The organism is Methylocella sp. CPCC 101449, assembly GCF_031921685.1.
GTDB lineage: Bacteria > Pseudomonadota > Alphaproteobacteria > Rhizobiales > Beijerinckiaceae > Terripilifer.
In genome coordinates this window covers 1,463,791-1,489,337 of record NZ_JAPDHU010000001.1, presented here as the reverse complement: position 1 = coordinate 1,489,337, position 25,547 = coordinate 1,463,791, and the positions used below count along the sequence as shown (strand labels likewise).

Annotated in this window: 21 protein-coding genes and 1 tRNA gene; 11 read left to right on the top strand and 11 right to left on the bottom strand. The window is 62.9% G+C overall.

The annotated features are described in order from the left end of the window. Positions 1-96 precede the first annotated feature (96 nt). The 3 genes from ftsE to OIM99_RS06830 all read left to right on the top strand — a co-directional run bounded on the left by ftsE (position 97) and on the right by OIM99_RS06830 (position 2,564). The gene (ftsE, locus tag OIM99_RS06840) at positions 97-759 is read left to right on the top strand and encodes a cell division ATP-binding protein FtsE (protein WP_311849577.1); all 663 of its coding nucleotides are present in this window, start codon (positions 97-99) and stop codon (positions 757-759) included. Then, complete coding sequence (locus tag OIM99_RS06835; protein WP_311849576.1) at positions 752-1,726, top strand: ABC transporter permease; 975 nt, start codon at positions 752-754, stop codon at positions 1,724-1,726. Before ftsE ends, OIM99_RS06835 begins: the two co-directional genes overlap by 8 nt. Before the next feature lie 82 nt (positions 1,727-1,808). Next, on the top strand, positions 1,809-2,564 hold the full coding sequence (locus OIM99_RS06830) for a lysophospholipid acyltransferase family protein (protein ID WP_311849575.1): 756 nt from the start codon (positions 1,809-1,811) through the stop codon (positions 2,562-2,564). Here OIM99_RS06830 and OIM99_RS06825 read toward each other — a convergent pair. Beyond that, positions 2,561-3,112: a gamma-glutamylcyclotransferase gene (locus tag OIM99_RS06825; protein WP_311849574.1), complete on the bottom strand. Its 552-nt coding sequence runs from the start codon at positions 3,110-3,112 to the stop codon at positions 2,561-2,563. The two genes, OIM99_RS06830 and OIM99_RS06825, sit on opposite strands and share 4 nt — an antisense overlap. A gap of 148 nt (positions 3,113-3,260) precedes the next feature. Between OIM99_RS06825 and OIM99_RS06820 the strand changes: the two genes are divergently transcribed. Continuing rightward, complete coding sequence (locus OIM99_RS06820) at positions 3,261-4,286, top strand: DUF2125 domain-containing protein (RefSeq protein ID WP_311849573.1); 1,026 nt, start codon at positions 3,261-3,263, stop codon at positions 4,284-4,286. A 23-nt stretch (positions 4,287-4,309) separates the two neighbouring features. On the opposite strand, the gene OIM99_RS06815 is transcribed toward OIM99_RS06820, so the two are convergent. The 4 genes from OIM99_RS06815 to OIM99_RS06800 form a co-directional block, all read right to left on the bottom strand. Beyond that, positions 4,310-5,548, bottom strand: a complete 1,239-nt coding sequence (locus OIM99_RS06815) for a glycosyltransferase family 87 protein (RefSeq protein ID WP_311849572.1) — start codon at positions 5,546-5,548, stop codon at positions 4,310-4,312. 136 nt (positions 5,549-5,684) lie between these two features. After that, the gene (locus tag OIM99_RS06810) at positions 5,685-6,632 is read right to left on the bottom strand and encodes a prephenate/arogenate dehydrogenase family protein (protein WP_311849571.1); all 948 of its coding nucleotides are present in this window, start codon (positions 6,630-6,632) and stop codon (positions 5,685-5,687) included. Between the two features lies 1 nt (position 6,633). Then, on the bottom strand, positions 6,634-7,752 hold the full coding sequence (gene hisC, locus OIM99_RS06805) for a histidinol-phosphate transaminase (RefSeq protein WP_311849570.1): 1,119 nt from the start codon (positions 7,750-7,752) through the stop codon (positions 6,634-6,636). A gap of 39 nt (positions 7,753-7,791) precedes the next feature. After that, positions 7,792-8,688: a chorismate mutase gene (locus OIM99_RS06800; protein ID WP_311849569.1), complete on the bottom strand. Its 897-nt coding sequence runs from the start codon at positions 8,686-8,688 to the stop codon at positions 7,792-7,794. Between the two features lie 266 nt (positions 8,689-8,954). Between OIM99_RS06800 and OIM99_RS06795 the strand changes: the two genes are divergently transcribed. From OIM99_RS06795 to OIM99_RS06780, 4 genes are read left to right on the top strand one after another with little or no spacing between them, the layout of a single operon-like run. After that, positions 8,955-10,094: a homoserine O-acetyltransferase gene (locus OIM99_RS06795; protein ID WP_409371504.1), complete on the top strand. Its 1,140-nt coding sequence runs from the start codon at positions 8,955-8,957 to the stop codon at positions 10,092-10,094. Beyond that, positions 10,094-10,759, top strand: a complete 666-nt coding sequence (metW, locus tag OIM99_RS06790; protein ID WP_311849568.1) for a methionine biosynthesis protein MetW — start codon at positions 10,094-10,096, stop codon at positions 10,757-10,759. Before OIM99_RS06795 ends, metW begins: the two co-directional genes overlap by 1 nt. A gap of 46 nt (positions 10,760-10,805) precedes the next feature. Next, positions 10,806-11,429 (top strand): LysE family translocator, encoded by a 624-nt coding sequence (locus tag OIM99_RS06785; RefSeq protein ID WP_311849567.1) that lies wholly within the window; start codon positions 10,806-10,808, stop codon positions 11,427-11,429. 39 nt (positions 11,430-11,468) lie between these two features. Continuing rightward, on the top strand, positions 11,469-12,518 hold the full coding sequence (locus OIM99_RS06780; RefSeq protein ID WP_311849566.1) for an LLM class flavin-dependent oxidoreductase: 1,050 nt from the start codon (positions 11,469-11,471) through the stop codon (positions 12,516-12,518). Positions 12,519-12,520: 2 nt separating this feature from the next. On the opposite strand, the gene OIM99_RS06775 is transcribed toward OIM99_RS06780, so the two are convergent. The 6 genes from OIM99_RS06775 to OIM99_RS06750 form a co-directional block, all read right to left on the bottom strand. Next, positions 12,521-13,030: a GNAT family N-acetyltransferase gene (locus OIM99_RS06775; protein ID WP_409371480.1), complete on the bottom strand. Its 510-nt coding sequence runs from the start codon at positions 13,028-13,030 to the stop codon at positions 12,521-12,523. Between the two features lie 134 nt (positions 13,031-13,164). Next, entirely contained in the window at positions 13,165-19,566 is a 6,402-nt protein-coding gene (locus tag OIM99_RS06770) for a hypothetical protein (protein WP_311849564.1), read from the bottom strand. Between the two features lie 178 nt (positions 19,567-19,744). Continuing rightward, entirely contained in the window at positions 19,745-20,662 is a 918-nt protein-coding gene (locus tag OIM99_RS06765; protein ID WP_311849563.1) for a LytTR family transcriptional regulator DNA-binding domain-containing protein, read from the bottom strand. 94 nt (positions 20,663-20,756) lie between these two features. Then, a complete protein-coding gene (locus OIM99_RS06760) occupies positions 20,757-21,644 on the bottom strand; it encodes a hypothetical protein (RefSeq protein WP_311849562.1) in 888 nt (295 codons plus the stop codon). 34 nt (positions 21,645-21,678) lie between these two features. Beyond that, positions 21,679-22,740, bottom strand: a complete 1,062-nt coding sequence (locus OIM99_RS06755; protein ID WP_311849561.1) for a hypothetical protein — start codon at positions 22,738-22,740, stop codon at positions 21,679-21,681. A 268-nt stretch (positions 22,741-23,008) separates the two neighbouring features. After that, positions 23,009-23,083, bottom strand: a tRNA-Gly gene (locus tag OIM99_RS06750). A gap of 166 nt (positions 23,084-23,249) precedes the next feature. Here OIM99_RS06750 and OIM99_RS06745 point away from each other — a divergent pair. From OIM99_RS06745 to OIM99_RS06735, 3 genes are all read left to right on the top strand, one after another. Then, complete coding sequence (locus tag OIM99_RS06745; protein ID WP_311849560.1) at positions 23,250-23,747, top strand: prolyl-tRNA synthetase associated domain-containing protein; 498 nt, start codon at positions 23,250-23,252, stop codon at positions 23,745-23,747. A gap of 132 nt (positions 23,748-23,879) precedes the next feature. Further along, positions 23,880-24,791, top strand: a complete 912-nt coding sequence (gene trxA / locus OIM99_RS06740) for a thioredoxin (RefSeq protein ID WP_409371479.1) — start codon at positions 23,880-23,882, stop codon at positions 24,789-24,791. A 17-nt stretch (positions 24,792-24,808) separates the two neighbouring features. Continuing rightward, positions 24,809-25,483 carry an LON peptidase substrate-binding domain-containing protein gene (locus OIM99_RS06735; RefSeq protein WP_311849559.1) on the top strand — a complete coding sequence of 225 codons (675 nt, stop codon included), beginning with the start codon at positions 24,809-24,811 and terminating at the stop codon, positions 25,481-25,483. Positions 25,484-25,547: the final 64 nt, after the last annotated feature.

Below are 25,547 nucleotides of genomic sequence, written 5' to 3'. Positions count from 1 at the left end.
GTTATGGTTAATTCCACTTAAAGATTCGCAACGCGCCGAAACGGGGTTGAGCCACGGTATCGACGCACCAGTAACCCTGGTTCTAAGAGGTTGGGTTTGGTTCGCTTCGAGAATGTCGGCTTGCGCTACGGCATGGGGACGGAAGTTCTCAAAGACATCAGTTTCTCCGTCGAACCGCAGTCGTTCCAGTTTCTCACCGGCCCCTCGGGCGCCGGCAAGACCACCCTGTTGCGCCTGATTCTCATGTCGCTGAAGCCGACACGCGGCTTCATTTCGCTGTTCGGCCAGGATGCCTCGCAACTGACGAAGGACGACATATCGGCGATCCGCCGCCGCATCGGCGTCGTTTTCCAGGATTTCCGCCTGCTCGACCACCTCACCACCTATGAGAATGTGGCGCTGCCCTTGTTCGTCCAGGGCCAGGAGGAAAGCACCTATCGCCCGCAGGTGGTCGAACTGTTGCGCTGGGTCGGTCTGGGCGAGCACATCCATTCCTATCCGCCGGTGCTCTCGGGCGGCGAGAAACAGCGCGCCGCCATCGCCCGCGCCCTCATCGTGCAGCCGGAACTGCTGCTGGCCGACGAGCCCACCGGCAATGTCGATCCGACCCTGGCGCGCCGCCTGCTGCGCCTGTTCATGGAACTCAATAAATCGGGAACCTCCGTCGTCATCGCCACCCATGATCTCGCGCTGATGGATCAGTTCGAAGATGCGCGTCGCTTCGTGCTCGGCGATGGACGGTTGCACATCTATGACTGACGCCTCGCACCCGGAAGCTGCTTCCCCGCCGGCCAGCGACAACCGGCTGAAGCGTTCGATTCAAGCTTTCGCGCAGCCGCGCCTGACATTGATCCCGGCCGACAGCACCGCCAGCCGCGCGCTCGTCATCGTCATCGCCATCATGACCTTTCTCGCCACCCTCACCGGTGGCAGCGCCATGCTGATCTACCAGGCCTCGCAGAACTGGAACTCGGCGATCTCGCGCGAAATGACCATTCAGGTGAAGCCGCAACTCGGCCGCGACATCGAAGCCGACGTGCGCAAGGCGGCCGATATCGCGCGCATGCCCGGCTTCGCCGACATACGCGTCTTCTCGCGCGAGGAATCCTCGCGCCTGCTCGAACCCTGGCTCGGCGCCGGGCTCGACCTCAGCGAATTGCCCGTGCCGCGCCTCATCGTCCTCAAGATCGATCCGGGCGGACGGCCCGATCTGGCAGCCCTGCGCGAGCAATTGAGCAAGCAGGTGCCCAATGCGGCGCTCGACGATCACCACATCTGGCTTGAGCGGCTGAGCACCATGTCGCGGGCCTTGGTGGTCGTCGCCGTCATCATCCTGCTCCTGGTGCTGCTCGCCATGGTGCTGGCGGTCGCCTTCGCCACCCGGGGCGCCATGGCCGGCAGCCGGGAGATCATCGATGTCCTGCATTTCGTCGGCGCCCCCAACCGGTTCATCGCCGCCGAATTCCAGCGCCATTTCCTCAAGCTCGGCCTCAGGGGCGGGCTGATCGGCGGCGGTTTCGCTTTGGTGGTGTTCTACCTGGCCGGGCTTCTCACCGCCTGGTGGATCGCCAGCCCCGAGGCAAGCCAGGTCGAGGCCCTGTTTGGCCGGTTTGCCCTGGGCGCGCTGGGCTATCTGACGATCATCGTCCTGTCGGGCGCCATCGCTCTGCTCACCGCCGCCATGTCGCGCTCGGTAGTGCTGCGGCGCCTGCGGCGCATGAATTGACATGAACTGACATCGACCGATCGGACGCATTTTCTTCGCCCGAAAATGCTATAGAAGCAGCCGAACTCAATTTTGGCCCGAAATGCTCTACATCCGTTCCGCCCTGTTCAATGCGCTGTTCTACCTGAACACCATCGTCATCATGATTTTGGGCCTGCCCCTGCTGGCGACAAACCGGCATTCGGTGTTCTTTCTGTGCAAGATCTGGGGCAAGTCGACGCTCTGGCTGCTCGACAAGATCTGCGGCACCAAGGCGGAATTTCGCGGCCTCGAGAACATCCCCAAAGGTTCGCTCATCATCGCGCCGAAACACCAGTCGGTCTGGGAGACTTTCGCGCTGGAAATGTTCTTCACCGACTATTCGATCATCCTGAAGCGGCAGTTGATGTTCATCCCGCTGTTCGGCTGGTATCTCAAACGCGCCGAACTGATCGCCATCGACCGCGCCAGCGGCAAGTCGGCGCTGGAACAGATTATCCAGCAGGCGAAGAAACTTCTGCCGCAGGGCCGCCAGCTCTTCTGCTTTCCCGAAGGCACGCGCCGGCCGCCCGGCGCCAAGCCACGTTACAAGATCGGCATCGCCCAGATCTATGTGGAGACCGGCATGCCCTGCCTGCCGATCGCCATGAACTCCGGCCTGTTCTGGGCGCGCCGCAGTTTCGTGCGCCGCCCAGGCACGATCGTCGTCGAATTCCTGCCGGTCATTCCGCCGGGCCTGTCGCGCGAAGAGTTTTTCACGCGTCTGCAAAACGACATCGAGGAGGCTTCGAACAGGCTGATGGCCGAAGCCATCGCCAAGGATCCTTCGCTGGCGGAATTGATGGTGAAAGAAGATTAGACCGGCGTCTGGACCGCGAGCTGCTTCGCCAGCCAGGCCAAGGTCGCATCGTGCACGCCGATCTCGCGCAGATGTTCGTAGGTGCTGAGCACGTAATCCGGATTGTCGCCCGACACGCCCTTGCCCTGACGCACGAAACGGATCAGCGCATCGCGCTCGAGCCGGCCGGCATATTGCTGGTGCTGCCGATCGACCACGTAAGCCACCGCGACGACTTTCTGGCCATCGGGCAGGCGGACCTGCAACATGGTTTCGAGATAGATCATGGTGACCTGCTCGCGCTCGCGCAGATAGGCGATCACCTCGTCCCAATTGTCGGCTCGCACGCGGAAGGCCACGCCCTGGCAGGAGCCGCCCCGGTCGAGCCCGAGCACCAGCCCCGGCACCTCCTGGGTGCCCCGGTGCACATGCGAATAGATGCACAGCGACCGGTGATACCCATGCACCATGGCGATCTGCTTTTCCTCGAACGGAAAACCCGGCCGCCACATCAGCGACCCATAGCCAAACACCCAGAAATCCTGCGCCGTCGTCATGAAACTGGACATATCGCCACGGTCCATCGCTGTAAATCGGCCGCTTTTGCACGTTCTGGTGCCTCTGCGGTAGAGACCTGAGCAAACGCAATCTGACCAAACGCACTTGCCGCCCCGGCAAGTGCCCGCCACAGTTCCCAAAGTTCGGAGCCCCGTTGAAATGGCAAGCCGCAAGGCCAGACTTCCCGTTCTCCTCCTCGGCCTTGTGGTGGCGCTCGCCGCGATCTGGTCCGCCGTCTGGTATGCCGGCCTGCTGCTCACCCGCCACCACCTGAACCAGTGGATGAGCACAGAGGCCGAGCGCGGCCGCACCTGGACCTGCGGCGAACAAAGCGCCTTCGGCTTTCCCTTCACCCTGGGCATCGCCTGCAAGGACGTGAAAGTGTCGGGCACCCATGCCGGCAAGGTCTTCGCGGCGACCCTGCCCAGCCTCATCGCACGCGCCGAGGCGCAGGCCCCGCGCACCCTGCTGCTCGATGCCAAGGCTCCGTTCAACGTCGAGATCGAAGGCCAGCAGAGCGCCGTCACCTGGCAGGGCCTGCGCACGGAAATGCAGTTTGGCGCGAGCGGCCCGGTCGCCGCGCGCCTCACCGGCGACAAACTCGCCTTCACCGGCAAATCGCTGATGCCCGACGGCGAGGTCGAAAGCATCGACCATGTCTCGCTCGACATCGGCCGGGCCCATGACGTCACCGCCGACCAGAACGCCTATGACATCACCTTCCAGCTCGCCGGGGTGATCTCACCAGCGCTGGAATCCTTCATCGCCAACGGCCAGACGGCGCGTCTCGACGGCAAGGGGCGGCTGTCGCAATTCCAGCCCTTCGGCCCCAGAACGCTTGAAGACCGGCTGGAAGAGTTTCGCCTGCTCGGCGGCACATTCGTCATCAACACGCTGCGCTTCGCCAAGGGCGACACGACGGCGGAAGCGAGCGGACGGCTGGCCATCGATGACTCGCACCGACTGACTGGCGAGATCGATGCGCGCTTTGCCGGCATCGAACCGCTGCTCGCCCGCTTCGGCATTCCCACCGGCCTCACCGCCATCGAAAGCCTGATGCGCCGCCGCACGCCGGCCAGCGAAGCCCCGCAGCCGGCAGGCCTGCGCCTGCCCGTGTCGCTGCGCAATGGCGGCGTCTATGTCGGCCCGGTGCGCGCGCCGCTGCGCCTGCATCCGCTGTATTAGCCAAGAGAAGATACCGCAGCTCGTCACCGCGGGACCTTCTCCCCTTCCACGTCACGCATCCTCCAGGCGCTGAGCCAGGCGGTGATCGCCAGTGGCAAGAAGACCAGGGGAGAGAGTGACAGTTGAAGGAAGAGAACGGTCGGCCTGACCAAGGCCGGCCACATCCACCCGGCCAAAGCCGACAGGTTCGCTTGCCCCGACGCTTGCATGACGATGACCGCGCCAGCCGACAGCGCGGCCAGGTCGTACGTATAGCCGTATGGCAAAGCGAAACCGGACAGGATCAGCGTCGCCGCGATCACGCGGACGGAAGGTCTTTTGTTTTTCCACCACAGCAGCCAGACAGCGATGGCGACGAGAGCGATTGCGATGGTTTGCGCGGCATAAGCCACGGGCAAACCGGCGCCGAAGGACCGCGCCATCAGGAAGATGGAAATACCGCTCACATGATGGCCTGCCCCGTAAGGCGCTTCCAGAATGCGCGTCATGATTTGGCGCGTTTCGGCAAAGAACAGCGCCCAGCTCTCGAAGCCGAAGAGAAAACCCGGTGCCAGAATGAGAACGGCCACCGTCAGCCCGGCGGAAAGGATAGCGCGCCAATTTCCGGCAGCCAGAAAGACGATCGGCACCAACATCGCCATGTGCGGCTTGATGCACAAAAGCCCGATGAGAAAGCCGCCCAGCCACGGCCGACGCGGCGCTAGAACCAATCCGGCGATTAACAGCGCGCCCGTCAGAGCGCCATTCTGGCCGAGCAGCGCACTCAGCGCGAGCGCCGGCGACAGCGTCGCCACGGCGATCGTCCGAACCGGCAAGCGCATCAGGCATAAGCTGCCGACGAAACCGGCCAGCGTGCCAAAGGTCCAGACGACATAGGCGATACCGATCGGCAAATACGACAGGGGAACGCCGATGAGCAGAATGGAGGGCGGGTAGCTCCACTCCTGCGCATTGACGGGAACGCCCAGCAGCTCGGTGAGCCGTTGGCGATAGAGCTCGACATCGAACAGTGCCGCTGTTTCTCCCAGCCGCGCCAGTTTGGAGCCCGCCCATAAATTCGAAAAATCCCAATAGGGCACGGTGCCGGCGAGGGCGGAGAAGCCGCGCTCGTCCAACCTCCAGAGTTCGATGAAATACGGCCCGCACAATGCGATCGTCCACAACAGCATGACGATCGCGATGATCGGCGTGATGGCCTCACGTTCTGCCGATGTTTGCAGAGAGATGGCGGTGTGATCCCGCTTGTCGAACCCGCCACCCATTGCTGCCCCACCGAATCCGCGGCGCTAGCCTAAGATAATTTCAGGTCGATACAAGGGGCGGCCATACAAGGGATTTGGAGCATGTCGCTTGGCGCGCGATCACGTGGAGTATCGCGACGAAACAATCAGCCGTCAGTTAGCTCTTCGGCGGCGGCGCGCTGCCGCGTCCGAAATCGGCGGCGTTGGTTTCCTGGCCCTGCGCGATGATGCTGCGGCGGATCGCACGCGTGCGCGTGAAGAGATCGAACAAGCCCTGACCGTCGTCCCAGCGGATCATCCGCTGCAGGGAGGCGAGGTCTTCCTGGAAGCGGCCGAGCATTTCCAGCACCGCCTGCTTGTTGTTGAGGAAGACGTCGCGCCACATGGTCGGATCGGACGCGGCGATGCGAGTGAAGTCGCGAAAGCCGCCGGCCGAGAATTTGATCACTTCCGATTGCGTCACGCTTTCCAGATCGTCGGCCGTGCGCACGATATTATAGGCGATGAGATGCGGCACGTGGCTGGTGATCGCCAGCACTAGATCGTGATGCAAGGGCGACATCACTTCCACATTGGCGCCGCAGGCTTCCCAGAAACGGCGCACCTTGTCGATCGCTGCTTCGTCCTCGCCTTCCGGCGGCGTGAGAATGCACCAGCGATTGATGAACAGCGTGGCGAAGCCGGCATCGGGGCCGGAATATTCGGTGCCGGCGACCGGATGGGCTGGCACGAAATGCACGCCCTTCGGGATATGCGGCGCCACCGCGTCGACCACCGCCTGTTTCACCGATCCGACATCGGAGACGATGGCACCCGGCTTCAGAACCGGTGCGACGGCGGCAGCGATCGCGCCGTTGACGCCAACCGGCGCGCACAGCACGACAAAATCGCAATCGCGACACGCCTGCGCCGCGTCGCCGTTCACCTCGTCGGCGATATCAAGTTCGACCACCCGCTTGCGCACCACCTCATCGCTGTCGCAAGCGACGATGTGCCGGGCGAGCTGGCGTTCCCGCGCCACCCGGGCGATCGACGAGCCGATGAGACCGACGCCGATGATGGCGATGCGGTCAAACAGCGGCGCGTGATCGGTGGTGTTGGGCACTCTAGCCGCCTTTCGCACCATGCTTGGCGAAATCGCCCAGCGCTTGCGCGACGAGACGGCAGGCCTCATCGGTGCCGATGGTGATGCGGATCGCATCGGGCAGGTGATAGGAACCGACGCCGCGCACGATCAAGCCACGCTGCGCCAGGAAAGCTTCCGCTTCCTTGGCGGTGAAGCCCGGCTTCTTCGTGAAATGCACGAGAATGAAATTGGCGACGCTCGGCGTCACTTCGAGGCCGGCGGCACGCACTTCCTGCGTCAGCCAGTCGAGCCATTTCTCGTTGTGCGCCGCCGACATTTCGACATGTTTCGTATCGTTGATCGCCGCAGCACCAGCCATCAAACCCGGCCCGCTGACGTTGAAGGGACCGCGCACGCGGTTGATGATGTCGCAGACCTCTTCCGGCGCATACATCCAGCCGATGCGCACCGCCGCCAGGCCGTGGATCTTCGAGAAGGTGCGTGTCATCACCACGTTGGAGAATTCGGACACCATTTCGAGGCCCGAAGTGTAATCGTTCTTGCGCACATATTCCGCATAGGCCGCGTCGAGCACGAGAAGCACATGCGACGGCAGGCCGGCGTGCAGACGCCGCACCTCTTCGAAGGGCAGATAGGTGCCGGTCGGATTGTTCGGATTGGCGATAAAGACGACCTTGGTACGTTCCGTCACGCGCGACAGGATGTCGTCGACATCGGTGGTGTAGTTCTTTTCTTCCGAAATGATCGGCGTGCCGCCCGCCGCCTGGATGGCGATGTAATAGATCTGGAAGCCATGCTTCGTCATGATGCCTTCGTCACCCGGCCCGATATAGGCGGCGGCGAGCAAGTGCAGCAGATCGTCGGAACCGCAGCCGCAGACGATGCGATTGGGATCGAGACTGAAGCGCGCGCCAATGGCGTCGCGCAACACGCGCGCCGCGCCATCGGGATAGAGATCGAGGGTCTTGGCGGCCGCTTGATAGGCTTCAAGCGATGCCTGCGACGGCCCGAACGGCGTTTCGTTGGAAGACAGTTTGAACGTCTTGCCGCTACCTTTGGCCGGGCTCTTGCCGGGCACATAGGCCTCGATATCGAGAATGCCGGCGCGCGGGGCGGGGCGGGACAAAGTGGTGGTCATCAGAAACTCCGGAAACGTCGATACGTCAGAAAGGTTGGATCAGGTGTCGGCGGAAACTTCGGCTGGCGCCGGATGTCGATGCACCTGATGTCGCGCCGCATGGCTGCCGATTTCGGCGAGGCGCACGTCGCGATGGCCGGCCTGGACGAAAAGCGCCTTGAGATCGGCGAGGGGAACGTTGCCCGGCATGGCGAGCAGGATCGACAGGCCCAATTCGCTGCCGACATTGCCGAGGATTTCGCCACCGGCCCGGCCGACGAGTTCGGGCAGTGCGTCGCGCCAGCGCAGGATCGAGGCTTCGTAGATCACCACGTCGCGCGAGGCCGCTTCCGCCAAGGGCAGGGAAAGGACAAAGGCCGGCACGCCGGCGGGGTGATCAGGCCGCTCGACGAAGGGCAGGCGGGCGATGATCTTCGGCGCTTCCGGCGGGGCGAGGCGGTGCCACCACGGCAGCGCCATGGCACCGCTGTCCATGCGCACCATGCCGAGATCGCCCTGCGAGGCCTGCACCGCATCGATCACGCCGAGAGCCCCATAGTGGGGAATGAACGGCACGGTGAAGCCAAAGTGGAAGCGGGCGGAATCGCGCATCATCGCATCGCCCGCCGCCGTATCGACATGGACGCTGTAGGGCGCCTGCACATAAGTGAAAGTGGAAATGATGATGCGCCAGATGCCCTCGACCGTATCGAGCGGCAGCAACCCACGGTGGCGCATGGCGATACGCCGCATCATGTCGGCCTCCCGGCCGGGCCGGAACGCCGAGCCACCGCCCTGGCGCGCCTTGATGGCGATCAGCTTGTCGATGATGGCGCTGCGCTCGATCAAAAGCTCATGCATCTCCTGGTCGATCCGGTCGATATCGACACGGAGCGTCGCCAGATCCACGACGGGATCGGCAGCGGAACCAGGGGGCGACTTGACGTCTGCTGACATGGCTTGCTTCACGGCCTGAAACACGATTGAGCGGGCGGATTGTCATAATCAGGCACCCCGCCGAAGGCAAAGGAATAGAACCGGGAACGGAACCGGCTCCGGATCGCCAGCCGCGCTTGCCTTGACTTGCTCTTAACCCGACACCTATATATCGCACAACGCGTTCGAAATAGAGAACGATACGCGATCGAAAGGACTTGAGCGTGGCAGGCACCGGAACGCTCCCGACGGCGGATGCGCCCCTGGCCACGGCCGTTCCCGACGATATACCGACCCAATTCGTCCATTTTCCCGAAAACCAGCCCCTGGCCATGGATGCCGGCGTGCTGCTGGCCCCGCTCACCATCGCCTATCAGACCTACGGCACCCTCAATGCCGACAAATCCAACGCGGTGCTGATCTGCCATGCGCTGACCGGGGACCAGCATGTCGCCAATATTCACCCGGTCACCGGCAAGCCCGGCTGGTGGGGCACCATGGTCGGCCCCGGCCGGCCTATTGATACCGACCGCTATTTCGTCATCTGCTCCAACGTGGTCGGGGGCTGCATGGGCACCACCGGCCCGACCTCGCTGAACCCCGCCACGGGCAAGGCCTATGGCCTCGACCTGCCCGTCGTCACCATCCGCGACATGGTGCGCGCCCAGGCCATGCTGATCGATCATCTCGGCATCGATCAATTGTTCTGTGTCGCCGGCGGCTCGATGGGCGGCATGCAGGTGCTGCAATGGGCGGCGCTTTATCCCGAGCGCGTCTTCGCCGCCATGCCGATCGCCGCCGCGGCGCGGCACTCCTCGCAGAACATCGCCTTCCACGAAGTCGGCCGCCAGGCGATCATGGCCGATCCTGACTGGCGCGGCGGCCGCTATATCGATCAAGGCATCAAGCCGCATAAGGGCCTCGCCGTCGCGCGGATGGCCGCGCATATCACTTATCTGTCCGACGAAGCGTTGCAGCGCAAATTCGGTCGCCGATATCAGGACCGCGAAGCGCCGACCTTCTCCTTCGATGCCGACTTCCAGGTCGAAAGCTATCTGCGCTATCAGGGCTCGACCTTCGTCGAGCGCTTCGACGCCAATTCCTATCTCTACGTCACCCGCGCGATGGATTATTTCGATCTCGCCGAGGATTACGGCGGCGTGCTCGCCAATGCCTTCAAGGGCAGCCGCACGCGCTTCTGCGTGACCTCCTTCACGTCCGACTGGCTGTTCCCGACGGCCGATTCACGCGCCATCGTACATGCGTTGAATGCCAGCGGCGCTTCGGTTTCCTTCGTCGAGATCGAAACCGATCGCGGCCATGATGCCTTTCTGCTCAACGTGCCGGAACTCTTCGCCACCTCGCGCGGCTTCCTCGAAGCAGCGGCCCGCGCGCGCGGCATCGCGCCGAAAGTGAAATCCTCCTGATGAGCGCAGACACCGTGACGCGATCGGGCGGCATCAACGTCCCGTCCCTCAGTGACGAAGGCCGCCTCGATCATCTCCTCATCGCCAGCATGGTCAACGACAACACGCGCGTGCTCGATGTCGGCTGCGGCGATGGCGCGCTGCTGCGTCTGCTCACCGACAAACACGGTGTTGATGGGCGCGGCATCGAACTGTCGAAGAGCGGCGTCAACGAAGCCGTCGCCAAAGGCCTGTCGGTCATCCAGGGCGATGCCGACACCGATCTCGCCGATTATCCCGACGACAGTTTCGACTATGTGATCCTGTCGCAAACGATCCAGGCAACACGCCGCCCGAAAGTCGTTCTCGAACATATGCTGCGCGTCGGCCGCCACGCCATCGTCTCGTTTCCCAACTTCGGCCATTGGAAGTTGCGCCTGCAATTGCTGGTCAAAGGCAAAATGCCGATGACGGGTATTCTCTCCAATCCCTGGTACGACACGCCCAATATTCACTTCTGCACCATCCGCGACTTCGTCGGCCTGGTCGATGAAGTGGGCGCCAAGATCGAACGGGCCGAGGCGCTCAACCGCTATGGCGCGCCGCTCGGCTTCACCGCGCCCTGGTGGGTCTGGAACATGTTCGGCGAGCAGGGGCTCTTTCTGTTGAAACGCGGACCCCGCTAGGCCCTTGGGCGCGGCTATGCCAAGCTGCGCGCCAAAGGAAGCCGCCATGTCCCCCGAATTCCTCGTCACCACGCTCATCATCGTTGCCTCGCCCGGCATCGGCGCGACCTATACGATCGCCTCCGGCTTGAACCGCGGCGCCAAGGCGAGCCTCTGGGCCGCCTTCGCCTGTACCTTGGGGATCGTGCCGCATCTCATCGCGGCGATGACCGGCCTGGCGGCACTCCTGCACACCTCGGCCCTGCTGTTCGACATCGTCAAATATGTCGGCGTCGCCTATCTGCTCTACATGGCCTGGGCGACGCTCAAGGAGCGGGGCTCGATGAAGATCGAGAGCCAGACCACCGCGCGCACCGGCTGGCGCGGTATCATCGATGTGCTCGTCGATGGCATTCTGATCAATCTGTTGAACCCCAAACTGTCGATCTTCTTTGTGTCCTTCCTGCCGCAGTTCATCAGCCCCACGGAGCCGCATGTTCTGAAAGAGATGATGGCTCTTTCGGGGGTCTTCATGCTGGCGACCTTCGTGGTGTTCGCGCTCTACGGCCTGTTCGCGGCGACGATGCGCGACAAGGTGCTGTCGAGCCCGACGGTGCTGGCCTGGATGCGGCGGTCCTTTGCGGCCGCCTTCGTTGCCCTTGGGGCCAAGCTTGCGCTGAGCGAACGCTAACCTAAATAAAGAGCAACTTTCCTCACTCGGATCCCCCTTATGACTGATGACGCGACCCCGCGCCCCCTCGAACTCGGCCTCGATACCTTCGGCGATGTCACCTTTGGCGATGATGGCGAACTGCTGCCGCACGCCCAGGTGATCCGCAACGTCATCGACGAAGCTGTGCTGGCCGACGAGGTCGGCTGCGCCTTCATCGGTCTGGGCGAACATCACCGCAGCGACTTCGCCATTTCAGCGCCGGAAGTGGTGCTGGCTGCCATTGCCGCGCGCACGCAGAACATTCGCCTCGGTTCCGCCGTCACCGTGCTCTCCTCCGATGAGCCGGTGCGCGTCTTCCAGCGCTTCTCGACGCTCGATGCGGCCTCCAACGGCCGCGCCGAAGTGATTCTTGGGCGCGGCTCCTTCACCGAATCTTTCCCGCTGTTCGGCTTCGATCTCAATGACTATGAAAAGCTGTTCGAGGAGAAGCTCGATCTCTTCGCCGCGCTTCTGCCGCAGCAGGAAATCTCCTGGCATGGCAGCGTGCGCCCGCCGCTCGACAAGCAGCGCGTCTATCCGCCGATCGAACGCGGCACGCTCAAAACCTGGATCGGCGTCGGCGGCAGTCCGCAATCGGTGGTGCGCGCCGCTCATTACGGCCTGCCATTGATGCTCGCCATCATCGGCGGCGATCCGCAGCGCTTTCACCCTTACGTCGATCTCTTCCACCGGGCGCTGAACGAGTTCAAAAAGCCGGCGCTGCCGATCGGTGTTCATTCGCCCGGCCATGTCGCCGACACGGACGAACAGGCGCGCGAGGATCTGTGGCCCTGCTACAAGCGCATGCATGATCGTATCGGCGCCGAGCGCGGCTGGCCGCCGACGAGCCGCGCCCAGTTCGATCAGGAAATCGCCCATGGCTCGCTCTATGTCGGCGCGCCGGAAACCGTCGCCCGCAAGATCGCCGCCACGGCGAAAGGCCTCGGCATCGCCCGCTTCGACATGAAATACAGCGCCGGTCCCTTGCCGCACGGCAAGCTGATGCGCAGCATCGAGCTCTACGGCCGCAAGGTCATCCCAATGGTGCACGACCTGCTCGCGGGCTGAAATCAGCGCTCGAATTTATAGGCGACGCGCTCGCAGACTTTCGCGCCGAAATATTCCAGCGCCTTGGCGATGGGCTTGCCGCCCATCGCCTCATAGAAGCCGGTGGCGAGTTCATTTTCCGCCAGAGCCCAGACGACGAGCGTACCATAACCGCGCCGCACGAGATCGCTCTGCGCCGCGCGAAACAGGCGACGGCCGAAGCCGAGCCCTTGGAATTCCGGCAGCATGTAGAGTTCGTAGATTTCGCCGCTGCCACGCGCCGAAGCATCGCGATTGCGGCCATAACTGACATAGCCGGCGATACTGTCCTCGAAATCGGCGACGAGCAGGCCGGCGCCGCGCTGGATCGCCGCCCGCCACCAGCGTCCGCCGCGATGGCGCACCATGCGATCAAGTTCGCGCCCCGGAATAATACCCCGGTAAGCATGGAACCACGCGGCAGCATAAACATCCGCCATGCCGGCGATGTCGTCGGCCTTCGCAGTTCGCACTGAAAGAAGAGCCTCTTGCATCCGCCAAGAGTGGGCTGAAACGCCCGCAGACACAAGCCTTGCTTTGAATCTTTAGAACTTGTTGTTTTCTATTGTTTCTTCACGAAACGACCACGCAACGCGCGTCATTGTTCGATTCGTTTGATTCGTCCCGCTTAAAACCGCAATGCCGCGCGCAACGAAGCCGTCTGGTCGATGTAATTGCGTGCCCCGCGCAAAATATATTCGGCGCGCAATTCGAAGCCGCCCGCCGTCGCCAGTTCGAGGCCGGCGGTCAGATTGCCATAGACCTTTGGCGCGCCGGTGGTGATCTGGAACGGCGCGATGCTGCTCAAGGCGAAATCGGCGAGTTGCATGCGCGCCGTCCAGCCGCCATTGCCGAGGAAGCTGACGCCGCCGATCAGATAGGGCCGCAGCGTCATGGTCTTGTTGATGTCGATCCGCCCGCCGATCTCAAGCCCCGGCGTCGCCATGACACTGGTGCGGCTCGTCGCCAGGGCCGCCAGATCGAACAGGCCGGCGCCCGTCTCGCGATAGGCCGATTGGCGGACATAGCTGATGTCGAGATCGGCGAAGGGCTTGAGATACCAGTTGTCGAATGAGAACTCATAAGCCGCCCGCAACCGGCCGCCGAAATGCACGAATTGCGGACGGCTACGCGCCACCGCGCCAAAGCCCGGCAGGAAGACTTGGCGCGTCATGTCGGAGCTTTCGTAGCCGGCGCGCACGGCGGCAGCGAACAGCCAGGGGCCCATCTGCCGCTTGAGGGCAAGACCGACATTGACCGTATTGCTGGTGATGGCAACGGCATTGGCATCGGACTTGGTATCGCTTGCCATATAGCTCAGCGAACCGCCGAGGAACCAGTTGTGCGCGATCTGCCGCTGCGCACCGATCTGATAGGTCGCAACCGTCGCGCGATAGCCGGTGTCATCGCTGGTGCCGCTGCGATTGACGCGATTGCCGGTGACGCGGCCCCACACGCATTCGCCCTCGCCGCGCTGCGTGCTGCCGCTCAGGAAATAAGGGCAGCTCATCAGCGTGTTGAAGAAGGAATAGGAATGATGCGCTTGCGCCGCCAGCCGGCTGTGTGTCGCATCATTGGCCATGCCGGACAGCATGTCGCCATAGCCCTTCGCGCTGTTCAGCCGGGCGAAATAGGTGAAGAGCGGCGCCGCGCCCTCATAGCCGGAATCCCACAAGGCTTGCAGATAATGGGCGGTGTTGGCCCGATCGGCGGGAAGCGCTGCGGCCGCCTTGCTGAAATTGCCGTTGGCAGAAACCGAAACATTGCTTCCATCCGCGCTCAACTGCAGATTGTAGCTGATCGGCAATCCGTTGATATCGATCGGCTTGGCCGAGAAATCCAACAGCGGCGTATCGAAATGGGCGATGGTGAGGGAGCGCCCGCGCAAGGGATTTTGCGTTTCGAAATTGATCGTGCCGGCGAAACTCGATCCGCTGCTGACAGACAGTTGATCGCTGCGATTGTTCAGGAAGTCGACGCCGACGACCAGATTGCCCTCAATCGTCTGAATGAAACCGCCGGTGAGACGCGTCACGCCATAGCCATTGCTGGTCAGATCCAGATAGCCGGTATTGCGCAGCTCGCCGAACACGCCGAGATCGATCGTATCGTTGGGGTTGAAATCACCGGCATTGACCAACGTGCCGCCATGGCCGATCCGGACATTGCCATTGATGCTGCCGGTGCTCGTGTTGACGATCGTCGCTTCGCCGGCGGTCACGATGGCATCGGGGCCAAGCGATGAGATCGAGCCGCTGTTATTGATGGTCGTCATCTGGGTCGTCTTGGTGACGATGCCCGCGCCGCCTGCCCCCGTGCCGCCCTGAACAGTGGAATAATTGCCGATCGTAATATTGATCGCGCCGCCCGGCTCGCCGGATGCCGCATCAACATTGCCAAAGCTGATCGCATAGATGCCCGGCGAATTGGCGCCCTGCGCGATCACCGACGCGGCCTTGTCGACCGTGATGTTGATCGCGCCACCGCTATGGCCCGTACCCCCCGAAGGCTGGCGCAGCAGCAGGCCGGCATCGGTGAACACCGCGCCACCGCCAATGCTCATCGCCAGAATGGCCGGCGCGTTGGCGCCCGTCGTGCGAATGAGACCGGGGTGGCCGTTGCCGCTGTCACCATTGCCGATGACATTGATGTTGAGAGTGCCCCCGTCGCCCGACCCACCGGTCTGCGCGACCCCGCGGACGAGATTCACATCATAGGTGACGCCGGCCATATTGCCGGCCAGCCCGCCGCCACCGCCGATGCTTTGCGCCACCACGCCGGCAGCGCCAGCGCCGCTGGTCTGGATGCGGCCGTAGACATCGACATTCACCGTGCCGCCATTGCCGGACCCTTGTCCGGAACCCACAGTCAGATTGATCAGGTTCGACTGGCTTGTCAGCCCCGCCACGCCACCGCCGCCACCGACACTCTGCGCCAGCACACCAAAAGCGTTCTGGCCGCTGGTGACGATGCTGCTGCCGGCTTGCGTGGTGACGGTGACGAGACCGCCTGCACCACTGGCATTGCCTGTCGCGCCCATCTTGAGATCGAACGGCGACGACGAGCCGGCGAAGGCCGAATAGCCGCCGCCGGCACCGACACTCTGGGCGAGAACGCCGAAGGCGAGCGCGCCCGAGGTTTGGATCGTGCCGCCGACCGTCGCGGCGGCCGCGCCGCCATCACCATGCGCACCGCCGGTACCGCCAAGATCGTGCGTCGGCGCCTGAACGTTGACCGCAGCGGTGGACGGCGCGAACGGCACGTCGGACGTGATCACCCCGCCACCACCGCCACCGCCAACGCTTTGCACCAGAATGCCATGCGACAGCTCGCCGGCCGTCGTGATCGAACTATTGGCCCGCGTCGTCACCGTCGCGGCGCCACCGCTGCCGGAAGCGCCGTCCGCGCCAACCCGGCTGTACCAATTGCCATGGCCGCCGATCACGCCGATGCCGCCGCCGAATTTCTCGGCGCTCTTGCCGCCACCACCGCCAACGCTTTGCGCCCAGATGCCGATCGCATTCACACCATTGGTGTGAATGCCCGCGCCGTCTTGCAGATCGACCGCGACGGTTCCGCCATTGCCGCCGCCGCCACCTTTGCCGCCGATCTCAAACGTCAGATCGACCGTGCCGCTGTTCTGCACGGCCGCCGCATGCGCGCCATTGCCGCCACCGCCGCCGATGCTCTGCGCGAAAATGCCATCGGCATTGTCGCCTAAGGTTACGATCGTGCCGGCGTTGGTGACGGTGACCGAACCGCCATCGCCCGCCGCGCCGCCACGGCCCCCCACCGAGAACGAGATCGCACCACTCGCCTGATAGGGAACGAGCTTCAAAATACCGTTGATGAGATCCTGCGTCGATTGATCGAGGTCGGACAGCAGCGAGCTGAGCGGTTTTTCGACACCGCCGCCATTGCCACCACCGCCGCCAATACTTTGCGCGATGATGCCGGGGGAATTGTCGCCGCGCGTGGTAACCGTGCCCGTATTGTTGACGATGACGGAACCACCATCGCCACCGCCGCCACCGGAGCCCCCCACCGAAAACTGGCCGCCGATATTGGGCGAATAGCGCCCGCCATAGATCGAGGCGCCACCGCTGCCGGTGGCCGCGATGAGATCGAGCAGCAATTGCACATGCGACATGTTGCTGACGGAATCGACCGAACCACCGTTGCCGCCACCACCGCCGATGCTTTGCGCCAGAATGCCAGTCGAACCCGCGCCGAACGTATCGACCGAGCCGGTGTTGTCGACTTCGACATAGCCGCCATGATTACCGCTGCCGCCCGCGCCGCCGACGGTGACGCCGACACTGACATTGACGGCCGCGAGCTTGCCCGGCGGCGTTGGATCGTTGGGATCGACGCCAGGAATGAAATTGATCGTGCCTTTGGCGATCGCCAGCGCCACACTTTGCAGCGCGTTGACGTCGGAAAACGCCGATTGATACACCGAATTGGCAACCGAACTGGCATTACCGCCATTGCCGCCGCCACCCCCGACGCTCTGCGCGAAAATGCCGACCGAGCCGGCACCGGCAGTCGCGATATGGCCGCCGTTGGCCACCGTCACCGGACCGCCCGTATTGCCGCTGCCGCCCGCACCACCGAGCGTCACCGTTGCGTTGAACACCGGCGTCGGGCTCGACAGGCCCTGGCTGTTGCCACCGATCCCACCACCGCCGCCGATGCTTTGCCCGAACAGGCCATAGGCATGATCGCCGCTCGTGCCGATGGCGCCGTTGTTGATGAGATCGACTCCGCCACCGACATTGCCGCTGCCACCACTGCCGCCCAGATTCAATCCCGCCGTCAGCGAATAGCCGGTGACGAGTGCGGCGCCACCGACATGGCTGATCGCGCTGCCACCCTGGCCGCCGCCGCCTCCGACGCTTTGCGCGAAAACGCCAGCCGCACCATGGCCCGAAGTGGCAATCTCGCCATTGGCATCGTTGTAGACGGACACGCCGCCACCGGCACCGCCGACACCACCGCTGCCGCCGATGCTGGCGGTGAAGGAGAGGGAGACATTCGGCGCCACGGTAATCGTATTGCTCGTTGCCGAACCGCCATTGCCACCGCCACCGCCAATGCTCTGCGCGAAAATGCCATGCGACTGCGCGCCACGCGTGGTGATCATGCCGTAATTGTCGACGGAAACGTGATCGCCATCGCCGCCGTGGCCGCCGCGACCACCGATCGCCAGATTCACGCTGACGAGACTGATGCCGCTTGGGTTGGGCGGCGCCAAGGTGAGCTGATCCGAGGTCGCATTGCCGCCATTGCCGCCCCCACCACCGATGCTCTGCGCCAGGATGCCGAACGATTGATGGCCGCTGCCGGTGTCGATACTGCCCCGGTTGGAGATGTTGACCGTGCCACCGTTGCCGCCATCGCCACCGCTGCCGCCAATACTGACCGTGATCGGAATGAGCACGCCGATGGCGAGCGCGCTGCCGGCATCGCCGCCACCGCCGCCGATGCTCTGGCCGACGAGACCGCTGCTCTGGTTGCCCTGGGTCTTGATCGAACCGCCGGCCTGATTGTGGATGACGATCCAGCCGCCGCTGCCCGCATTGCCGCCACTGCCGCCGATGGAAACGATGCCGCCGTTCGCCGAGCCCGCCGTCGCGCCGCCACCGCCAAGGCTTTGCCCGACGACGCCCGACGCCCGATGGCCGCGTGTGGACACCGACCCGTAATTGTCGAGAAGAACGTCGCCCTCGCTGCCGCCACTGCCGCCATTGCCGGCGTGCGAATAGATGATGCCGGAATCCGATCCGCCGCTGCCGCCGAAACCGCCCTCGGAAATCGCCACCATGCCGCGCGCGCTGAAACCCAACGTCGAAATCGAGCCGTAATTGCTGATGCTGACGAGATCGCCGGCGCCGCCATCGCCGCCCGGCTTGCCGGTATGCGGATTGAGGAAGCCGCTGTCGCCGCCATTGCCACCGGCACCGCCCCGGCTCCACGCGAACACACCGTCGCCGATGGCGGATGGATTGTAGATGTCGGTCGTATCGGCGCTGGTTGTGATCGAGGCACCCGAACCGACCGTGATGTAAATCTGGCCGCCGTCCCCGCCAGCGCCACCCGGCGTCTGATAGCCCGGCTGCGCCGAGCCGCCGATGCCGCCGAAGCTCGTGGCATAGATACCCACTTGCTTCGTGTTCATCGTCCCGGCGGCATAGGTGACATTGATCGCGCCGCCGAGGCCGCCCATGCCCGAGGGATGATCGCCATCGCCGGTGCCCATGCCGCCGACATCGCCATTGCCCTGCAAAACGAATCCGGCACCGGCCGCATTGCTGACATTGCCTGAGATCGTGCCGCCGATGGCACCGGCAAAGCCGCCTTCGCCGCCGCTCGGATTGGCGCCGATCGCGCGGATCGAGGACGGCGCCGCGTGGCCACCGTTCGCCGTGGCGATCAAAGCGGCCGTGCCATTGGCATTGATCGTGACGTTCTGCAGGTTGAGCGTGATCTGACCGCCGCTGCCGCCCGTGCCATAAACGTCGTTGCCGTCGTCGCTCATGAAGGCATAGGCGCCGGCCTTGCCGCCCGACACATCGAGCACGACGCCTGGGCCGGTCTGATTGGTGATGACGATATTGGCGGCCGAGAAATTGACCGTGCCGCCGGCACCGCCATTGCCGCCCCAATGGTTCTGGCTGCTGGCATAGTCCTTGCCGTTCCCGCCATCGCCTCCACGGCTGATCACGGTCACGGCGCCAGAGCCATCCTGCGTGTGGGCGGTGACATCATAGGGCAGCGTCGCATTCGCCACGCCGCCATCACCACCGTCCTGACCATTGGATTGATGGTAATCGTCGGCCCCACGCGCGCCGCTGCAATCGAAATAATAGGGCATCGGCGCGGGCGTGCCGGTCGAGCTCGGCGAACAGGCCAGGGCCGGCCCTGCGCCCAGCCAAGAAACGGTCCACGAGACGGTCAGCGCACCAAGGGACGTCGCAGCGAGATAAGCCGCGCGCCGACGGCGCGTTGCGTGCCGTATCAGGTTCAACCGATGATCCCAACCCGCAGGCGGACATTGCGCGCCACCAACGCGCCGTCCCGCTTCGCCCATATGCAGCCCCCAGAATCGCGGCAAGCCCCGTCATAAAGAACCAGCTTCATGCAACCGACAAGACGATCAGGACCAATCGACATGCCGGTCGGTCAAACAGCACGCATGAAGCGCATCAGATGCCGAGCCGCGTGCGCAGCTCCTGGCGATAGGAACGCGAGACGGCCCATGGATTTTGCAGGCCGCGCATCCAGGCCTGCCATTTACCATTCGCCGGTCGCTCGACATCGCGAATGTGCATCGTGTTAACGATAGCGGTGCGATGGATGCGCAAGAAAGCGGCAGCCGGCACCAGTGCCGACCAGATCGCCAGCGCGCGCAGATCGAGAACGGACGAGCCGTCGGTCAGCCAGACTTCTGTGTAATTGCGTGCCGAACGCAGGCCGACGATCATGTCGGGCGTGACGCCGCGCACGCCGCCGCGCTTGCGCAGATAGATCAACGGCGCGAAGTCGTTCCGTCCCGCCGTCGAAGGCTTGTCGGCCGCGCCATAACGCGCGCTGGCAATCAGGTCGGCGCATTGAAACAGCGCTTTGATTTCCGCCGACGACCACGACTTTTCATGGCGCACCGCATCGAAGCCGATACAGGCGCGCAATCGCTCGCCGTGAAACACCGGTACGCTCAGCACGCTGCGATCGCCCTGGCGCAGCATCTCGACCTGCAATGGCCGCGCGGCGCGCGGCAGGGCTTGAACGCGATGGATCATCACCGCACGATTGTTCTGCAGATATTGCTGCAACCAGGCAATCATCGTGACCGGCGCGTCCTGGAGATCGTCGACGAAGGACGAGACACCGGCGCGACACCATTCATGCGTATTGCGAAAGCGCAGCAGGGCGTCGTCATATTCGAACATCCAGGCGCGATCAGCCTGCGCCTGATCGCCGACCTCTTCCAGCAGCGCGGCAATCGCCGCGTCGACCGGCTGTTGCAGGAGATGTTGCGCTGCCCGAAACGCCCATTCCGGCGCGACCAAAACCGCGACATCGTCGCGATGCAGGGTTTCATGGGACGTAACAGCTTGGGTCATCAGCCGAATGCGGGTCTCATCGTCTGATCGCCACTTTGCACGGCGCCAGCGGCGCTGTCGACATGCGACAGCCAAGAACCCGCGAAACGGGACATCAGGACAAAGGATGAGACGCTTCGGCAATGACCTTGTCGAAGAAATCGGCGACCTTCGGTCCATAAGCCGCCGCCGCATCCTGCACCAGCAGCATGAAGCCGCCGCCCGCTGTCGTGCGCACGATCACCGTATGACGTGTCGTGAAACCCTCAGCGCTTTCATCATAAGGACCGAAGTCGAAGGCGATGGCGCCTTCGTGATCGCCCGTACCTGGCGACAGATCGGTCACGGCGAAATGGGTCATCTCGGGCGTGGTGCCGAACCAGGCGACATCCATCTCGCGCGACAAAGCTTCCGCCAACTGTGGCGCGGACAACGTCACGCGCGGCGATGACGTGTGATTGGGATAGCGATGGGCGAAAACTTTGAAGCCGCGGATCGGCGTGTCCGATGCCGTCGTTGCACCATCGACGGATGCCGCGCCGCCGGTCAGGCTTTGCGGCAGACCGAACTTGTCGTACCAGAATTGAAACAGCGTCTCGATCTTGCTGATGTCCTCGGCCTGTTCGGCCTTCGGGCACAGAAACCACGCCGAGGCCCGATCGTTGCCGCAGCGAAATTCCACCGCGCCATCGACGATGCCGACATAAGCGAACAGCGGATTGGCCGACCATTTGATATGCGGCGGGATGACCAGCGTGTCGCCAAGCTGAAATTGCTTGATCGCCACCTTGATCGTCCAGTCGCGCGGCTCCGCCTGCCAGTCGATCAACCGCGCGAGATTCTGCGTTTTATTGCCCCGCACTTCCTGTTCCGGCAGGCTCAATCCGGTCACGCCCTTCTCAGCGCCATAGGCAAAGACCTCGCGCATTTTATCGACCGTCACGACGCTGCTTGGCTGCGCCCGCCCCCTGCTGCCCCACAAACGTTTCGCGATCTCGAACATGGGATCCTCGCACGACGTGAGACCGGTCAAAGTGCTAATCGTTAGAAGGACCAGCGCCCGGGCCGGCCCAATTCAGGCATACTCTGAGGCGGCTGTTGTAAGCCCACAGCCGCTCCTCCAAAATGTTTTCCTTAATTAATCGCTCAAATGTTTCACCATCGCCTGCATCACAAGCGAACTCAGCGAACAGATTTTTGTTCCATAACGTAGGATGGCGCGCCAACAGCGCCTCGAAGCCTTCTTTGACCTTGGACCAATCAGCTTTTGAATCTCGAAAGATATTGGTCATGGCCGGGCTTGTCAGTTCCCTAGATACGGCGATGTACATGCGGGTGTACATGATCTTGCCGTCTTCCACGTTGTTGCGGCTCGCAATCGAATTTATGATCGCGTCAAGGTCATCTATCGAGCCGCCCCATTTCGGTTGAAAACGACGCACAGCGCTCGCGGCGAGAGGAATATACGTTGGAGCAAGGTTCAGCGCTTGATGAAGCGCGCCGAAATATTCATCGACCGGCCCGCCTTCAAGCATCATAGTTTCAATCATCATATGATGCCATTCAGGATCTACCTTAGCGTATGAGGCCGAGGCCACCAGTTGCGCTTTCGCGTCACGAACAAACGCACGGAATATCCTAGCTTGCTTATCGGAAACGCTGGATCCCGGACCATAGCCACGTTGTGTCCATCCTTGTGCGAGTAGCTCGCTAGCAATAAGGACGCTTGCTGTAGGAGAAGTTGGTATTTTTTCCAGCCACTCTCTGGCAACGCGCTCGCGCCGTCTTGCACCCTCTAGCTCGCTTTCATCGAACGACGTTTTTGTTGACGCAAGCGCATTGTAAAAATGCCTCAGTTTCCAATCGCCACTCGGCGTCAAGGACTTTTCGTTGCGATATAGGGTTGATATCCGTTCAAGTTCGGAAAAGTCGCGTTTCAAGACTAGGTGTTGGGCTTCGTCCCAAATTTCTCTGCGTGCTCGACGCTCGTGCTGAACATTTCCTTCGATTATCTGGAGGTTTTTTTCTGCATTTTCTTGTTGCGCAGAAAGCGGTGTGATCGCCGAGAGGATCAGTAAGAATGAAAATATCGATTTCATGTGGCCCCCAAGCGTTCTCAATATTCTGGGCCAATCGAAACAATTTTTTCCTAAGTTGATCTCATAATTTGCGCGGATGCGGATATGGCGCAGCCCAAGGCTTAGGTATCTCCGATCAATCCTCCCTCGGCTTCAGGCTAACGATCCCCGCGAGCTTCCGCAGGTGAGCGTGGAATGTCGGAAGAAATCCGCCCCTGCGAGAGAACGCCGGCAGCAAAACAAAGGCGGCGACCCGAAGGTCGCCGTGCCAGCCTTTGATATCTGAAATTGGAGCGGGCGAAGGGATTCGAACCCTCGACCCCAACCTTGGCAAGGTTGTGCTCTACCCCTGAGCTACACCCGCGTCACGTGGACGCCGTCGCTTCCGGCGGCGTATATGCCGGATTCCTTTCGCGATTGCAACACGCCTGATGCGCGATTTTTCTCTCATATCACCGGTGATTTCAGCGGCATTTTGCCCTAAACGGCCCTGAATCGAAGAATCAGCGCAAAAGGCGACACGCACACCCATGGCCAGCACACCGGAGGAATTGTTCCGCTATTTCGACGAAATCGGCGTCGAAACATCGACGGAGAGCCACGGCCCGGTGTTCACGGTGGAGGAATCGCGCCACCTGCACGACACCATCGCCGGCGCCCACACCAAGAATCTGTTCCTGTGGGACCGGAAATCGAAGTTTTTCCTGGTCACCGCTAAGGAGAGCACGAAAATCGCCCTCAACGGCCTGCACCGCAAACTTGGCGCCGCCGGCCGGCTGTCGTTCGGCTCAGAGGACAAGATGCTGGAATTTCTGGGCGTGACGCCAGGTTCCGTCACCCCCTTCGGCCTGGTGAACGACAAAACCCACGCGGTGCAGTTCGTTCTCGACCCGGCGCTGGCCGGGGCCGAAATCATCAACTGCCACCCCCTCACCAATACGATGACCACTAGCATCAAGATGGCCGACTTCCGGCGTTTTCTCGAAGCGACGGGCCATCCACCGCTGGTGCTGCCACTCGCGGACTAACGGGACAAAAGACGGTAGAAGCCGGTAGCGAAACGGTATTCTCGGCGCCATATGTGGCATATGTTTTGAGGCAAGTGGTTTTAAGACAAGCCGGCGGGCCGCGTCCGCGTGAAAGACTTCGGGGTAATTGAGATGAACGACCAGATGATCATCGGCGACGGCGCGGCCACGGGCGGTGCGGAGGCCATCAAGGACGTCACCAGCGCCAGCTTCCGCGTCGACGTCATCGCCGAATCGGCGCGCCAGCCCGTTCTGGTCGATTTCTGGGCGCCGTGGTGCGGCCCCTGCAAGCAGCTCGCCCCGGTGCTGGAAAAAGTGGTCCAGTCGACCCAGGGCAAGGTGCGCCTGGTGAAGATGAACATCGACGAGCATCCGCAGATCGCCGGCCAGCTCGGCATCAAGTCGATTCCCGCCGTCATCGCCTTTCAGCGCGGCCAGCCGGTCGACGGTTTCATGGGCGCGCTGCCGGAAGGCCAGATCAAGAATTTCATCGAACGGCTCGTCGGCCCGCTCACCGGCGCCGCCGACGATCTGATCGCCGAAGCGGAAGCCGCCCTCGCCGCCGGCGAGCATGAAGCGGCCGCCGAAACCTTCGCCGCCGCTCTGCAGGAAGACGAGGCCAACACCAAGGCGCTCGGCGGCCTGGTGCGCGTGCTCGTCGCCCTGGGCGATCTCGAACAGGCCCGCGCCGCTTTGGCGCAGACGCCGAAGGGCAGCGAGAACGATCCGGCCATTACTGCCGCCAAGGCCGCTATCGAGATCGCCGAACAATCCGGCAATCTCGGCGAGACCGCCGAACTCGAAGCCAAGGTGCAAGCCAATCCGGCCGACAATCAGGCGCGTTTCGATCTGGCGCTGGCGCTCAATGCGCAAGGCAAGCGCGAGGCCGCCACCGATCAGTTGATCGCCATCATCAAGCGCGATCGCAATTGGAACGACGACGGCGCGCGCAAGCAGCTCGTGCAGTTCTTCGAGGCCTGGGGCCATATGGACGAAGAGACGATTTCGGCCCGGCGCAAACTGTCGGCGGCTTTGTTTTCTTAAATCAGCGAGGGTCCGGTATGGCGATCAACAAACCCTATCGATCCATTTCGGACCTCGCCGAGACGATCCCGGTGTTTCCGCTGCCGCGCGCCATCCTGCTGCCGCGCACGCAACTGCCGCTGAACATTTTCGAACCGCGCTATCTCGCCCTGTTCGACGATGCGATGAAGAGCGACCGTCTCGTCGGCATGATTCAACCGAGCGCCACGGAGGCCAGCGCGCAGTTCGATCATCCCTCGCTGCATGCGGTGGGCGGCGTCGGCCGCATCACACAGATCGCCGAATCCGGCGACGGCCGCTATCTCATCACGTTGTCGGGCGTGTGCCGTTTCCGCATCGTCGACGAACTGCCGATGCAGCATCTCTATCGCCGGTGCCGCGTCTCCTACACCGAGTTCGCCCATGATCTCGAAGCCAATGCCGGCGAGGACGAAGTCGATCGGCCGAGCGTCGTCGATGCGCTGCGCACCTTCACCAAGGCGCGCGGCCTACGCATCGACTGGGACGAGATTCAACGCGCGCCCACCGAGGCGCTGATCAATGCTTTGTCGATGATGAGCCCGTTCGGCCCGAGCGAGAAACAGGCGCTGCTGGAAGCCGACGACCTCAAGAGCCGCGCCGAAACCCTCGTCGCCATCACCGAATTCGAACTGGCGCGCGACGGCACGACACCGCCTTCCGCCTTGCAATGAGCGACAGCGACAACATACCTGTTCCCGTCGAACCGGAGGGCCCGCGCGAGCCGCCCGCCGCCGA